Consider the following 14,513-nt stretch of genomic DNA (forward strand, 5'->3'; position numbering starts at 1 on the left):
TTTTTAATCTAAACTTAATGTTATTTGTCCGTCGTCTTCTAAATGAACATCGCCTTGTTCTTCATCGATTACTTCCATTTCCTCCGGAATTTCTTCCACTGGAGGTTCATATGGCAACGGTTCTAAGAGATTAATTTGCTTCAATTTATCTCCCGTCAATTGATTTCCAATCGCTTTAATTCCTTTTACGGCAATAAAATCTTCTAAATCAATGGTTTGGTTGTCTTTTTGAACTCCTTTTACTTTTGCGAAAATAACTTCGGCAACCGGACGGTAATCTGTAGAAACAATTTCCAATTGCGACTTAGGATGTTCGGTTATAAAAACCTCTTCTTTATTTTCATTTTCAATCAAGAAACGCTTGATGAAATATTTTTCTTTTTCTCCATCGAAATAAATCGCCGAAACCGGTTTTTTAGGAACCCATTTTTCTAAAACGACCATATCTTCCTCAAAATGCGTCGTCAGTTCTGGAATAATGGTTTTTAATTTCCCAGATTTATTGATGATTAAAAGTCGGTCGTTTGGACGGAATTCACCCAACAACTCGCCTCTTCCATCGACATTTAATTTCTGGACGGTATCGTCAAACCAAATTCTTCTTGGCTTTAAAGTAGAAATTCCTTTTTCCTTCAATTCGATTTTTTTGATCGGGTATTTGGTCACCAAATTTCCTTTGGAAGCGCGTCCTTTAATCGCCAAATTAGCAAAGTCAATATCGAATTTCAGCTTTTTCACAGAGCCTACCTGGCGCAGCAAAATCGTAATCACTTCGGCTTCCCCATTCGGATTATGAGAGAAATACAGCACTTGCGATCCGGCTTTTTCTTGTGAAAGGGCATACGCCTTATCTCTTGTAATTCCCGAAACATTGAAACGTTTTATGTACGAAGGCCCGGATTTTCCGTCTCGGTAAATCATATTGTAAATCGTTCGCTTGTCTTGCTTGTCGAAAATAGCTACGTGAATAATGTCTTTTCCGACGAATTTTTTGTCATCTACTTTTGAAACCATCATTGTCCCGTCACGAAGAAAAACGATAACATCATCAATATCCGAACAATCGGTTACATATTCGTCTTTTTTCAGACCCGTTCCGATGAAACCTTCCTCACGGTTCACATATAACTTTGTGTTTCGTAAAATGACTTTGGTCGCCTCGATATCATCAAAAATTCGAAGTTCGGTTTGGCGTTCTTTACCTTTTCCATATTTCTCTTTTAATTTGGTAAAAAAGGCAATGGCAAAATCGGTAATATGCTCTAAATCATATTTCACTTGTTCGATATCTCCTTCTAAAGCTTCAATTTTTTCTTGGGCTTTATCAATATCAAATTTTGAAATTCTCTTGATTCGAATTTCAGTCAAACGGGCAATATCTTCTTCGGTTACCGCACGTTTCAAATGTTGCGTGTACGGTTTCAGGCCTTCATCGATGGCCCTGATAACGCCATCCCAGGTTTCTTCTTCCTCAATATCGCGGTAGATTCTCTTTTCGATAAAAATACGTTCCAAAGAAAGAAAATGCCATTGTTCTTCTAATTCATCTAACTGAATTTCAAGCTCTTTCCTCAGCAAATCAACCGTTCTAAAAGTTGAAATTTTCAACATTTCTGAAACGCCAATAAACAACGGTTTGTGGTTTTCAATTACACAGCCTAAAGGCGCTACCGACGTTTCACAAGCTGTAAAAGCGAAAAGTGCATCAATGGTTTTATCTGGAGAAACGCCAGGGAAAAGATGGATTAAAATCTCAACTTCCGCAGCGGTATTGTCTTCAATTTTTTTAACTTTGATCTTCCCTTTTTCATTCGCTTTCAAGATACTTTCAATCAACGATCCTGTGTTTGTTGAGAAAGGAATTTGGGTAATCACCAAAGTCTGCTTATCTAACTGTCCGATCTTTGCACGAACACGCACACGACCGCCACGCAATCCGTCATTATAGTTGGAAACATCAGCGATACCAGCCGTTGGGAAATCGGGATATATGGTAAAAGGTTTTCCTCTTAATATTTTTATAGAACTATCAATCAGCTCGTTAAAGTTATGGGGCAATACTTTTGTGGAAAGACCGACTGCAATACCTTCAGCACCTTGTGCCAACAATAGCGGAAATTTTACCGGCAGGTTTATCGGTTCATTTCGCCTTCCATCATAAGAAGCTTGCCAAGGCGTAATTTTTGGCGAATACAATACATCGTGGCCGAATTTACTGATTCGCGCCTCAATGTAACGGGAAGCCGCCGCACCATCGCCCGTGAGGATATTTCCCCAGTTTCCCTGCATGTCGATAATCAAATCTTTCTGTCCGATCTGCACCATAGCATCGCCGATACTCGCATCTCCGTGAGGGTGATACTGCATCGTGTGCCCGACAATGTTCGCCACTTTATTGTAACGGCCGTCGTCCAGTTCTTTCATTGAGTGCATGATTCTGCGCTGCACCGGCTTGAAACCATCTTCAATCGCGGGAACGGCACGCTCCAGAATTACGTAGGAAGCATAATCCAAAAACCAATCTTTGTACATTCCGGTTACCTTAGTGATGGTACCTTGGCTGTCTTCGTCTTCGTTGTCGTAAAAATGCGTCGCAGATCCGGTAGATTCTTGACCTTCGTCTATTGGCTCTAAATTTTCTTCTTCGTCCATTTATTAAGTTAGTTCCTTAAACTATTTCAATTCTAATTTTATTCTATTTCTCTACAACATCCAATTCCACCTTCAAATTATTGATGATGAATTTCTGTCTGTCAGGTGTATTTTTTCCCATATAAAAAGACAAAAGCTGTTCAATTGAAGTTCCTTTGTCCATCATCACCGGGTCTAAGCGAATGGTCTCTCCAATAAAATTCTTGAACTCATCCGGAGAAATTTCTCCCAAACCTTTAAATCGCGTGATTTCTGGTTTTGGCTTTAACTTTTCAATTGCATCCACACGCTCTTGTTCTGAATAGCAATAAATCGTTTCCTTTCTATTTCTGATCCTGAACAGCGGTGTTTGAAGAATATACAGATGTCCTTCCTTGATCAATTCTGGAAAAAATTGCAAGAAAAAAGTAATTAACAGTAATCGAATGTGCATTCCATCGACATCGGCATCCGTAGCAATCACAATGTTATTGTAACGCAGATCGCCCATGCCTTCTTCAATATCTAAAGCCGATTGAAGCAAATTGAATTCTTCATTTTCATAAACAATTTTTTTGCTCATCCCGTAGGAATTTAAAGGCTTTCCACGCAAACTGAAAACACCTTGCGTGTTCACGTCGCGGGATTTTGTTATCGACCCCGAAGCCGAATCTCCTTCGGTGATAAAAAGCGTACTTTCTAAGTATCTTGGATTTTTAACATCGGTAAAGTGAACTCTGCAATCCCGTAATTTCTTGTTATGAAGATTGGCTTTCTTTGCCCTGTCTTTCGCTAATTTTCGAATTCCTGAAAGCTCCTTGCGTTCCCTTTCGGCTTGCAGGATCTTGCGCAAAAGCAAATCGGCAACGTCTGGATTTTTATGCAGGAAGTTATCTAATTTATTTTTTACGAAATCGTTCACAAAAGTTCGAACCGAAGGCAAATCGGGCCCCATATCGGTCGAACCTAATTTGGTCTTGGTCTGCGACTCAAAAACTGGCTCCATTACTTTTACCGAAACCGCACTAACAATCGATTTTCGAATATCTGAAGGCTCAAAACCTTTGTTATAAAACTCTCGAATGGTTTTTACAACCGCTTCGCGAAACGCCAATAAATGGGTTCCTCCTTGCGTCGTATTTTGGCCGTTTACAAACGAATGGTATTCTTCAGAATATTGCGATTTACTGTGTGTCAAAGCCACTTCAATATCTTCGCCAATTAGATGGATAATCGGATACACCATATCCTCTTCGGCAATGTTTTCTTCCAATAAATCTTTCAATCCATTTTCAGAAAAATATTTTTCGCCGTTATAAATTATCGTCAAGCCTGTATTCAGGTAGCAATAATTTTTCAGCATCTTGATTACATATTCATTTCTGAATTTGTAGTTTTTAAAAATCGCTTCGTCCGGAATGAACGTTACTTTCGTTCCTTTTCGCTTTGTAGTCTCAATGATATCTTCCTCAAGAACCAAATTTCCCGCAGAAAATTCCGCCGCTTTTTGCTTGTCTTCCCTTACAGACTCTACCCTAAAATAGTTTGACAAAGCGTTCACGGCCTTGGTTCCGACACCATTCAAACCTACCGATTTCTTAAACGCGAGCGAATCGTATTTTCCTCCCGTGTTCATTTTTGAAACCACATCAACGACTTTTCCAAGCGGAATCCCGCGGCCATAATCTCTCACGGCAACGGTTTTGTCCTTGATGGTCACTTCAATAGTTTTTCCGGCACCCATAACGAACTCGTCGATACAGTTGTCCAAAACCTCTTTCAATAAAATATAAATACCATCGTCTGGTGAAGAACCGTCGCCCAATTTTCCGATATACATCCCAGGCCGCATTCTGATATGCTCTTTCCAGTCGAGGGAACGGATATTGTCTTCGGTATACTGATTTTGTTCTGACATTTGAAAATTATGGATTTGGTGCTAATATACAGCATTCACTAGAGAAATGAAAGGTTTGGAATGTAAAGTTTTCAAGACAATATTGACAAAATAAGGGATGAATTATGCGTTCTGAATTTTGAGTTTTCCCAATTTGCCGTCCACTAAAAACTGTAAACTGCCAACTCTTTTTAGTGCCCAATCCCGCTTTTCGGTACAAGATTTCAACTAAAAAACCTTTTTTTGCAAGGCCTGAAAAGAGCTTCCTTTGGTCGCATTTTCAGTCCGGCAAAAAATAGGCTTTCCATTAAAATGCTTTCCCCTGCAATCTGGGGCAGTGATGCAGTTTATGTCTAATAGAAATTTAAAAAAACATCATGAAAATCTGCAAAATGCGTGTTTAATTTATTTATAATGACGAAAGATTCCGGTATCCGTCGGACTCCAAAACGCTGCTTTTTGGTCGGCACTTTTTAAGGCGTTATTTGCCCAAGTATTGCAGGTATAAAACAAGCTGTATTTTCTGTGGGCTTCATAAAAGCTATCGTTTTGCCCGTAAGTTGTGGCATTTATCAAAATCGTATTGCCCTCAGCATCGACCTGAAAACTATCCTCGATGTACGCAATCAGCTTTTGATATTCCTCTTTGCTGATATTGATTTTGATGCAATCTTCGTTTTCTTTTATTTGCTTGTAAAAAGTCGCGTGCATTGCTGAAGTTCCTAAATAAAATGCAGCGTTAAAAGCGGTGCTGAATTTTAAATCAGACCATTCTGGCGTGTTCAGATAAAATCCTTTATCGCCCCAACCTAATCCCACAAATTGCATGGTGGAATCTTTTGAAGAAATGTGATTAAACTTCAATTTCTGGCTCCAATCTTTATATTCGGTCTTTATCGGAACGACAATATCCGTATGGACACCGTTGCTTTTTATATAAATCGCCACATCTTCTTTGACATCTTTATCATGAGAATTAACCGAAATTAGCGGTAAAACCAAGGCACAAATAATGTACAAGACAAAAAATGCCAAAACTCCCAAAAGGAATTTCAGCACTATTCTGAGTATTCGTCTCAACGGTTTCAAATTGAAAAATTAGCTACGATTTCCCTCAATTGATTGTCAAATTCTTCGTTTGAGATCTGGCCTTTTTCAATGTCGAAATTTTCATTAAAGGAAGGCAAGAAAAAAGTTTCCTTAATGTTTCCACCATATTTTGGCAAGCTGATTTTTGCTGCTTCAATTGCATTTCTTCCGCCACCCCTGCCTGGCGAAGTTGCCGTTAAAAGCATTGGTTTTTCTTGAAAAACAACTTTATCTTGGCGCGAAGCCCAATCGTAAATATTTTTAAAAGCTGCGGTTAATCCGGCGTTATGTTCTGCTAATGAAAGCACTAAAATATCAGCCGAAGCTAATTTCTCTAAAAATTTTTTAGCCAATTCTGGCTTGCCTAATTCGGCTTCTTTATCCACGCTGAAAAGCGGTAATTCATAATCGTTTAAATCTAAAATTTCCACATCAGCCTTTTTAAATAAACTGGCCGTGTAAATTGCTAATTTCTTGTTGATTGAATTTTTGCTCGAACTTCCTGCAAAAGCGATTATTCTCATATTTATTCTGGTTTAGTCGTTTCTTTTTTCTCTGGCTCCACGATTTCAAAAACTTCTTTTTGAATTTCAACTGAATATTCATTCGGACTGATGCTTCCGCCAAAAGCCTTGGCATATACCTTTGTAAATTCGGCACCAAAATACAGAATTATGGCCGAATAATACACCCAAAGCAAAATTATAATTACCGAACCCGCAGCGCCATAAACCGTGGCCACATCAGAACTTCCTAAATAAAACCCGATGGCAAATTTACCGATCATAAATAAAATTGCGGTGCTTGAAGCACCGATAAAAGCATCTTTCCACTTGATATTTCCGTCTGGCAAGGTCCTGAAAATGATGGCAAAAAGCAATGTGATTATAAAAAATACGATTAAAATATTTAAAATATAAAACAGGTAAACAGTGCTTTCAGGAAAATATAATTTCAATCTGGCGCTCAGCACATCCATCAGCGAATTGACCAGCAAACTGACAATCAACAAAAATCCCACGGAAGCGATCATTGAAAACGACATCAGCCTGTTTTGGATGAATTTTTTGATTCCCTTGTCGGGTTTTGCGCGAAGTCCCCAGATAAAATTGATGGAACTTTGAATTTCGGCAAAAACTCCAGACGCCCCAATCAGCAGCATTATTCCTCCGAAAACAGTGGCAAAAACATTACTGTCTGACAGCTCTACATTTTTAATCGCATTTTGGATTTGTACCGCCGCATCGTTTCCGACCAAACCGTTTATCTGTCCGTATAATTGTCCCGTCACAGCGTCTTTTCCAAAGAAAAATCCACAAAGCGTGATGATAATAATCATCAGCGGCGGCAACGCAAAAATGGTATAGTAAGACAATGACGCACTTAATTTAATAGCGTTGTCTTCCAAGAATTCATTGAATGTGGTTTTGAGCAGGTACCAGGTTTTTGAGATAATTCCTTTGGTTTTCACGATGATTTTGGTTTTGGTTTACTCAAATATAACTTATTCTGATAAAATTTTGAATTGGTTTAGGGGATTTTTAACGTTGGGTTTTGGTCAATTGTTTATGGGTACTGGATATACGTTCGCGTGAGGGATTGGCGCGGCATCCTTTTTTTGTTCTTTTTTTAAGAACAAAAAAAGATAGAGCAGAAAGCCCGACGGCAAGGAAAATGCCGTCCGGCTTTTTTCTTGCCGTCACGCCCAGAAATTAAAGCTTTTGATATAAAAACTCATGACTTAAGTTAGAATGTAGAAATTTTTTAAACTCTTTTCTGGAAGGTTTCAACAGATAATATGAAGAGTCAATCATTATAGATTTAATTGACATAATTGAATCTAAAGAATTCAAATCTTCAACCGAAAGGTACTTAAATTTCAAAGATTTTTTCTTAAGAGAAATAATATTTACTTGCCAAAGATTATCAAATTTTGAATTCAAAATCAAATCTCTACTAATTTGTTTTACTTTTTGAGTAGCAGAAATTTGAAAAATTGTGTCGCAATTCTTATTAGATAATTCAATAGAGTCGCCTATTTTCTTTGTTTCGAAAATTGCTTTTGTCTTTTTGTCAATTAATTTCCCATTGGACATTTCAAACTCATTTTTAATAGAATCCAATTCTGATTTATGAATCTTGAACTTACCAAAGTAATATTTTGTAATCAGGTTTTTATCGATTTGCAAGAAGACAGAATCAGCATCTTTATATAATCCCAAAAACTTTTGTGGAATTTCTTTTAATTCTGAATCATTTATTGGTTGCGGATTGTCAAAATATAAATCATTGCCAATGGCTTCTTCCTTGCAAGAAAACAGAAGCGAAACAAACAAAAGGAAAATAAGATTTTTCATCTGATTTTTTTTCAAGCAATATATTAAAACTTAAGCATAAAAAAAGCGGCATTAATGCCGCTTTTAATTATTAGTCTAAAAAGATTAAACGTTGAACCTAAAATGCATCACGTCACCGTCTTTCACGATATATTCTTTTCCTTCCACTTTAAATTTACCCGCTTCTTTAGCTTTTGCTTCAGAACCATAGTGCACGTAGTCTTCATAAGAAATCACTTCGGCACGGATAAACCCTTTTTCAAAATCGGTATGGATCACACCTGCCGCTTGTGGCGCCGTGGAACCAATATTGATTGTCCAAGCGCGAACTTCTTTAACTCCGGCAGTGAAATAAGTCTGTTGTTTCAATAGTTTGTAAGCCGCACGGATCAAAACAGAAGCTCCCGGCTCAGTCAATCCCATATCTTCAAGAAAAACTTGGCGCTCTTCATAGCTTTCTAATTCGGTAATGTCAGCTTCTGCGCCAACAGAAAGAATGATTACTTCTGCATCTTCGTCTTTTACTAATTCACGAACTTGATCTACATAAGCGTTCCCGTTTACAGCAGAATTTTCGTCAACATTACAAACATAAAGAACCGGTTTTGCCGTAATTAATTGAAAAGACTCCATTAATTCTTCTTCGTCATTGTTTTGTGGCGTGATTGTACGAGCTGATTTTGCTTGCAACAATGCTTCTTTAACACGGTCTAAAAGTGCTTTTTCAGTCTGTGCTTCTTTGTTTCCTGTTTTTGCAGCGCGGTTTACTTTCTCCAAACGTTTTTCAACAGTTTCTAGATCTTTCAATTGCAATTCGATATCGATTGTTTCTTTGTCACGAATTGGGTTTACGTTTCCGTCAACGTGAACAATATTATCATTGTCAAAACAACGCAAAACGTGAATAATCGCATTACACTCGCGGATGTTTCCTAAGAATTGATTTCCCAGGCCTTCTCCTTTGCTCGCTCCTTTTACCAATCCTGCGATGTCAACAATATCAACGGTTGCCATTTGAACGCGTTCTGGTTTTACCAATTCTTCCAATTTGTTGATTCTCGGGTCTGGAACGTTTACAACTCCAATATTTGGCTCAATTGTACAAAACGGAAAGTTCGCGCTTTGTGCTTTTGCATTTGATAAACAATTGAACAATGTTGATTTTCCAACATTTGGCAACCCTACAATTCCTGCTTTCATTATGGTATAAGTATGATATTGATATTTTTACGGGTGCAAATATACACTTTTTGAAATTGAATTTTAACTTAAATAAAAATGTAATTGCAATTGCTAAAAGAATAAAGAATTGTATACTAAAATCGATTATTTACAAATACTTTATGTTTTTATACTAATTAAATTAACATTTATGTCGTAAATTTGTTAAAATAAAACACTCTAAATTAGAAGTACTATGAAAACGATTTTAATAAGCTGCATGACTTTATTCGCTGCAATGAGCATTCAGGCACAAAACAAAAATGTCACCGATATCCAAAAGACAACGGTAACAACTGTTAAAGACTCTGACGGAGAGAAAAAAATATTAAAAACGCAAGAAGTCCAAGAAGTTCAAAATATTGAGTTTCAAGATGCTGATTCAAACGCGTTGAACAAAGATATGAAACAGTCGCCAGTACAGGTGATATCAAAAACTACGGTTACAAATCCTGATGGTTCGACACGTACTGTAGATGTGGACCGTTCTGCATACTATGATTACAACGGAAAAAATTATCAGTTAAAATTAGATCCTTCTGGATATGCTATTATTTCCCCAGATAATAAAAAAGTAGGTGTTTTGAGAGCTACTTCAACAAACAGTTACATTTATAGAGGAAAAAACGCTACTTCCATTGGTTATTTTGACACTAAAGGAAACTTGGTTGTAGAAACGTATGATGACAAATCTGATAAAGTTAGCGTTGAAACCTATACCAGAGCAAAATAATAATTTGAAATTACTTTTTCAATACAAGAAAAATCCTGAATTTACGTTCAGGATTTTTTATGACAAAAATTTTAAAAAATCCATAAATTATGATGTAAATTAATAGTAAAGCAAGAAGTTCTTCCCTTTTAACCCAAAAGAAAAATAAGGAATATATTCTAACTTTGTTACTATCTATTTTATCTTCAATAATTTTGATAGGATCTCCAACCGAAAAATTAGAGCATAAAACTCGACGTCCATCCCAAGCTTTAATTGTATCATTTTTGATATTATATTCAAATAACGGTATGAATCGTTTTCCATATGCATAACCCTGCTTTTACTGACACCTTGCCATAACACTTTCTATGCTATGACTTTTCCATTATAAATATTATATCCACTTAATTCATTACGCTTCAATAAAAAAAATAAAACCAACAAAACAATTATAATTATTTGGTTGGTTTTATTTTTAAAAAAAACATTATTCACCGTGCAAAAATGCCTGTCGATTTAGCAACGTTTCTTCGCTTTCGACATGATCATCATCAGGAACACAGCAATCCACCGGACAAACTGCCGCGCATTGCGGTTCTTCATGGAAACCTTTACATTCGGTACATTTTCCGGGAACGATGTAATAAATGTCGTCAGAAATTGGCGTTTGCGCATCATTCGCATCTACTTCTTCACCACTTGGTAAAATTATTTTACCGCTTAATTTTGTTCCGTCTTTATATCTCCAGTCGTCCGCACCTTCATAAATTGCGGTGTTTGGACATTCTGGTTCGCAAGCACCACAATTGATGCATTCGTCTGTTATTATGATTGCCATTTATCTAATTATGAGTTATGAATTATAAGATATGAGCTAGCAAACATTTAAAGTTTCGCCTTAACCCTTTTTGACTTACAACTATTATAGCTTATTTTTGTTGCAAAATTACATCCAAAACAATTCATAAGCAAATCAATATGACTTTAGAACATAAAAAAAATATTTTCGTTGAACTTGGGAAATTCCTAAGCCAATTTTCTGAAAATGAAAGCACTAGAAACGAAAACGTTTTATATAACGATTTGTTTTTCAATGATTTTTTAGATTTAATACTGCTTTCGCAATCGCATAACGGTTGGTACACGCCTGAACAAGTATATTTTGCGGTAAATTCTTGGGCTGAAGCGTTAACCGAAGAAAATTTAAATCAATGGCTTTCTGCGTATGATTTAAAAGAAATTGAACCAAAAACCGTTGGATTGATTTTAGCCGGAAACATTCCGTTAGTGGGATTTCACGACTTTTTATCCGTTTTAATTTCCGGGCATAAAGTTTTGGTCAAGACCTCTTCAAACGACCAACATTTGCTTCCTTTCTTAGCAAAATATATGATTGCGTTCGAGCCAGAATTAGCTAATTACATCACTTTCGTGGAAGGAAAATTAGAAAACTTTGATGCTGTAATTGCCACCGGAAGCAATAATACCGCACGTTATTTTGAATATTATTTTAAAGACAAACCTTCAATTATTCGCAAAAATAGAAATTCAGTTGCAGTTTTAACAGGAAAAGAATCTCCTGAGGATTTTCATAAATTAGGTGAAGATATTTTCAGGTATTTTGGATTGGGCTGTAGAAATGTTTCCAAATTATTTGTTCCAAAGGATTATATATTTGATCCGTTCTTCGAAGGCATTTTCGGCCATCAAGACGTGATCCATTATGAAAAATACGCTAATAATTATGATTACAACAAGGCGGTTTTCTTGATGAGCAATTTTAAATTGTTAGACAACGGATTTCTTACCATTAAAGAAGATTCCAGTTATTCCTCTCCTATTTCAAGTGTTTTCTATGAATTTTATAAAGATCTAAACGATTTAAAAAAGCGCTTGGAAACTGAAAAAGACCAGATACAGTGCATCGTTTCTAACGGAACTATTGAAAACAGCATTCCGTTTGGAAAAACGCAAAAGCCTGAACTTTGGGATTATGCAGATAATGTGGATACTATAAAATTCTTACAATCAATTTAAGGAATTGTACCAGATTAACAGCTTATTTATATCTTAATCTGCGGTTTTTTTAGCTTATGCTAAATGTATTCTTAAGAAAACCGTATGATTTATAATACATATCTTCTAATCTGCATTTAAAAACAGTTCAACTACAACGTTTTCGTTAATAACCTTATCAAATTATTACCTAATCGTAAACAAATGTTTTTATGTAATTTCTGAAATTTGCATTTCAAATTTTAGGCAACACATTCTAAACACACACAATGAAAAAACACAATTACAGTGCGGGTCCTTGCATTTTACCACAAGAAGTTTTCGAAAAAGCATCTCAAGCAGTTTTAAATTTCAATAACTCCGGGTTATCGATTTTAGAAATTTCACACAGAAGCAAAGATTTCGTGGCGGTTATGGAGGAAGCAAGAACTTTAGCATTGGAACTTTTAGGCCTTGAAAACAAAGGCTACCAAGCTTTATTTCTGCAAGGTGGCGCCAGTATGGAGTTTTTGAGAATTCCTTTTAATTTGCTAAAAGAAAATGGAAAAGCATCTTATTTAGATTCAGGAACTTGGGCTTCGGGAGCAATCAAGGAAGCAAAAGCTTTTGGAGAAACGGTGGTTGTGGCTTCGTCAAAAGAAGAAAATTACAATCATATTCCGAAAAACTTTGAGATTCCAACTGATGCTGATTATTTTCACTGTACTTCTAACAATACCATTTTCGGAACGCAAATAAAATCCCTCCCAGAAACGAATGTTCCTGTGGTTTGCGATATGAGTTCTGATATTTTTTCACGCCAATTGGATTTTTCAAAATTTGACTTGATTTATGCAGGAGCTCAAAAAAACATGGGTCCGGCTGGAGTTACATTGGTGGTTGTAAAAGAAGAACTTCTTGGCAAAACAGGAAGAGCCATTCCAAGTATTTTGGATTATGAAAAACACATCAAGGCAGAAAGCATGTACAATACGCCTCCGGTATTTGCAGTTTATACTTCGCTTTTGACAATGCAATGGTTGAAAAATTTAGGTGGAATTTCGGCTATTGAAAAAATAAATAACACCAAAGCGGAACTATTATATGCTGAAATCGATAGAAATCCATTGTTTAAAGGAAGTGCTTCTATAGAAGATCGTTCGAACATGAATGCTACCTTTTTATTAAACGATGCATCTCATGCAGAAACGTTTGACAAAATGTGGAAAGAAGCAGGAATTTCTGGTTTGCCAGGACACCGTTCTGTTGGCGGTTACAGGGCTTCGATGTACAATGCATTGCCATTAGAAAGCGTTCAGGTTTTGGTGGATGTGATGAAAGAATTGGAAGTTACGATTTCTTAGATTTTTAGACTACCAGAATTTTATCAATAGCTTGAAATTAATTTAAAAAATAATAAACAAGTATCGATTGGAATTTTTAAATGTCCAATCTTTAAAATTTTAAATACAAAAACATGAAAGTATTAGCCAATGACGGAATTTCAAAAAGTGGTATTTTAGCTTTAGAAAAAGGCGGATTTGAAGTAATTACTACAAAAGTTGCGCAGGAACAAGTTGCCAATTATATCAATGCGAACGCAGTTTCTGTGCTGTTGGTAAGAAGCGCGACAAAAGTAAGACAAGATATTATTGACAATTGCCCGAGCTTAAAAGTGATTGGTCGTGGCGGCGTGGGCATGGACAACATTGATGTGGATTATGCTCGCGAAAAAGGAATTCACGTGATCAACACGCCAGCTTCTTCGTCAGAATCAGTAGCAGAATTGGTTTTTGCACACTTATTTTCAGGCGTAAGGTTTTTACACGATGCCAACAGAAATATGCCGCTGGAAGGTGATTCTAACTTTGAAGGCTTGAAAAAAGCCTACGCCAACGGAGTGGAACTGCGTGGAAAAACGTTAGGAATCATTGGTTTTGGACGTATCGGAAAAGCAGTCGCCAAAATTGGTTTAGGTCTTGGAATGCGGGTAATCGCTGCAGATAAATTCGTGGGAAATGCTGAAATTAAAGTTGATTTTTACAACGGACAATTTATCAACGTGGACATTATTACTGAGCCGATTGAAGACATTTTCAGGCACTCCGATTTTATTTCGCTTCACGTTCCAGCACAAGACGGCTATGTGATTGGAAAAGCTGAATTTGAACTGATGAGAGACGGCGTTGGCATTGTAAATGCTTCGCGAGGTGGCGTTATCAATGAAGTGGAATTGCTTGAAGCGCTTGAAACTGGTAAAGTTTTGTTTGCTGGTTTAGACGTTTTTGAAGAGGAGCCAACTCCTGCTGTACAAATTTTAATGCACCCGAAAATTTCACTGACGCCGCATATTGGCGCAGCAACTTTGGAAGCTCAAGATAGAATCGGTACAGAACTGGCAGAACAGATTATCAGTTTATTGAAAAATTAATTTCAAACGGTCAAGGAAGCGCTGCTGTAACGGATGCTATTCAAAAATAAGGTGGCCAATCGGCTTAGACCAAAATAATGATTGAAAAAAAACAGGAGTGATGCAAAGACTGTTGCAAATAGAAAAAGTGGTTTGGACGGATTATTATGAAAGCTTTTCAGAATAATTTTCATTATAAATAAATCAAATCCAGACAAT

The 14,513-nt window shown here is 36.6% G+C and carries 12 protein-coding genes; 4 read left to right on the top strand and 8 right to left on the bottom strand.

Going from position 1 to position 14,513, the window contains the following annotated elements; genetic code table 11:
* Positions 1–3: 3 nt before the first annotated feature.
* From EG849_RS08445 to ychF, 7 genes are all read right to left on the bottom strand, one after another.
* Positions 4–2,652: a DNA gyrase/topoisomerase IV subunit A gene (locus EG849_RS08445; protein ID WP_125012647.1), complete on the bottom strand. Its 2,649-nt coding sequence runs from the start codon at positions 2,650–2,652 to the stop codon at positions 4–6.
* Positions 2,653–2,695: 43 nt separating this feature from the next.
* Positions 2,696–4,549, bottom strand: coding sequence for a DNA topoisomerase IV subunit B (locus tag EG849_RS08450; protein ID WP_125012648.1), 1,854 nt, complete (start codon positions 4,547–4,549; stop codon positions 2,696–2,698).
* A gap of 384 nt (positions 4,550–4,933) precedes the next feature.
* Positions 4,934–5,608 carry a TIGR02117 family protein gene (locus EG849_RS08455; protein ID WP_125012649.1) on the bottom strand — a complete coding sequence of 225 codons (675 nt, stop codon included), beginning with the start codon at positions 5,606–5,608 and terminating at the stop codon, positions 4,934–4,936.
* A gap of 5 nt (positions 5,609–5,613) precedes the next feature.
* Positions 5,614–6,141: an NADPH-dependent FMN reductase gene (locus EG849_RS08460; RefSeq protein WP_125012650.1), complete on the bottom strand. Its 528-nt coding sequence runs from the start codon at positions 6,139–6,141 to the stop codon at positions 5,614–5,616.
* 2 nt (positions 6,142–6,143) lie between these two features.
* The gene (locus EG849_RS08465; RefSeq protein ID WP_125012651.1) at positions 6,144–7,088 is read right to left on the bottom strand and encodes a YihY/virulence factor BrkB family protein; all 945 of its coding nucleotides are present in this window, start codon (positions 7,086–7,088) and stop codon (positions 6,144–6,146) included.
* A 241-nt stretch (positions 7,089–7,329) separates the two neighbouring features.
* Positions 7,330–7,974 carry a hypothetical protein gene (locus tag EG849_RS08470; RefSeq protein WP_125012652.1) on the bottom strand — a complete coding sequence of 215 codons (645 nt, stop codon included), beginning with the start codon at positions 7,972–7,974 and terminating at the stop codon, positions 7,330–7,332.
* An 84-nt stretch (positions 7,975–8,058) separates the two neighbouring features.
* Entirely contained in the window at positions 8,059–9,153 is a 1,095-nt protein-coding gene (ychF, locus tag EG849_RS08475; protein ID WP_125012653.1) for a redox-regulated ATPase YchF, read from the bottom strand.
* A gap of 217 nt (positions 9,154–9,370) precedes the next feature.
* Here ychF and EG849_RS08480 point away from each other — a divergent pair, with 217 nt between their 5' ends.
* Entirely contained in the window at positions 9,371–9,907 is a 537-nt protein-coding gene (locus EG849_RS08480) for a hypothetical protein (protein ID WP_125012654.1), read from the top strand.
* 469 nt (positions 9,908–10,376) lie between these two features.
* On the opposite strand, the gene EG849_RS08485 is transcribed toward EG849_RS08480, so the two are convergent.
* Positions 10,377–10,727 (bottom strand): 4Fe-4S dicluster domain-containing protein, encoded by a 351-nt coding sequence (locus tag EG849_RS08485; protein ID WP_125012655.1) that lies wholly within the window; start codon positions 10,725–10,727, stop codon positions 10,377–10,379.
* 140 nt (positions 10,728–10,867) lie between these two features.
* On the opposite strand from EG849_RS08485, the gene EG849_RS08490 reads away from it, so the two are divergent.
* The 3 genes from EG849_RS08490 (at position 10,868) to EG849_RS08500 (ending at position 14,315) form a co-directional block, all read left to right on the top strand.
* The gene (locus tag EG849_RS08490; RefSeq protein ID WP_125012656.1) at positions 10,868–11,926 is read left to right on the top strand and encodes an acyl-CoA reductase; all 1,059 of its coding nucleotides are present in this window, start codon (positions 10,868–10,870) and stop codon (positions 11,924–11,926) included.
* Positions 11,927–12,174: 248 nt separating this feature from the next.
* Positions 12,175–13,248 (top strand): 3-phosphoserine/phosphohydroxythreonine transaminase, encoded by a 1,074-nt coding sequence (serC, locus tag EG849_RS08495; protein ID WP_125012657.1) that lies wholly within the window; start codon positions 12,175–12,177, stop codon positions 13,246–13,248.
* A 113-nt stretch (positions 13,249–13,361) separates the two neighbouring features.
* Positions 13,362–14,315, top strand: a complete 954-nt coding sequence (locus EG849_RS08500; RefSeq protein WP_125012658.1) for a D-2-hydroxyacid dehydrogenase — start codon at positions 13,362–13,364, stop codon at positions 14,313–14,315.
* The last annotated feature ends 198 nt before the right edge of the window (positions 14,316–14,513 follow it).

Origin of the sequence: Flavobacterium macacae (genome assembly GCF_003865365.1) — a bacterium.
Classification (GTDB): domain Bacteria; phylum Bacteroidota; class Bacteroidia; order Flavobacteriales; family Flavobacteriaceae; genus Flavobacterium; species Flavobacterium macacae.

Coding starts and splice junctions, on each gene's coding strand:
- EG849_RS08445 (WP_125012647.1), bottom strand. CDS start 2,652: ATGGACGAAGAAGAAAATTTAGAGCCAATAGACGAAGGTCAAGAATCT.
- EG849_RS08450 (WP_125012648.1), bottom strand. CDS start 4,549: ATGTCAGAACAAAATCAGTATACCGAAGACAATATCCGTTCCCTCGAC.
- EG849_RS08460 (WP_125012650.1), bottom strand. CDS start 6,141: ATGAGAATAATCGCTTTTGCAGGAAGTTCGAGCAAAAATTCAATCAAC.
- EG849_RS08470 (WP_125012652.1), bottom strand. CDS start 7,974: ATGAAAAATCTTATTTTCCTTTTGTTTGTTTCGCTTCTGTTTTCTTGC.
- ychF (WP_125012653.1), bottom strand. CDS start 9,153: ATGAAAGCAGGAATTGTAGGGTTGCCAAATGTTGGAAAATCAACATTG.
- EG849_RS08480 (WP_125012654.1), top strand. CDS start 9,371: ATGAAAACGATTTTAATAAGCTGCATGACTTTATTCGCTGCAATGAGC.
- EG849_RS08485 (WP_125012655.1), bottom strand. CDS start 10,727: ATGGCAATCATAATAACAGACGAATGCATCAATTGTGGTGCTTGCGAA.
- EG849_RS08490 (WP_125012656.1), top strand. CDS start 10,868: ATGACTTTAGAACATAAAAAAAATATTTTCGTTGAACTTGGGAAATTC.
- serC (WP_125012657.1), top strand. CDS start 12,175: ATGAAAAAACACAATTACAGTGCGGGTCCTTGCATTTTACCACAAGAA.
- EG849_RS08500 (WP_125012658.1), top strand. CDS start 13,362: ATGAAAGTATTAGCCAATGACGGAATTTCAAAAAGTGGTATTTTAGCT.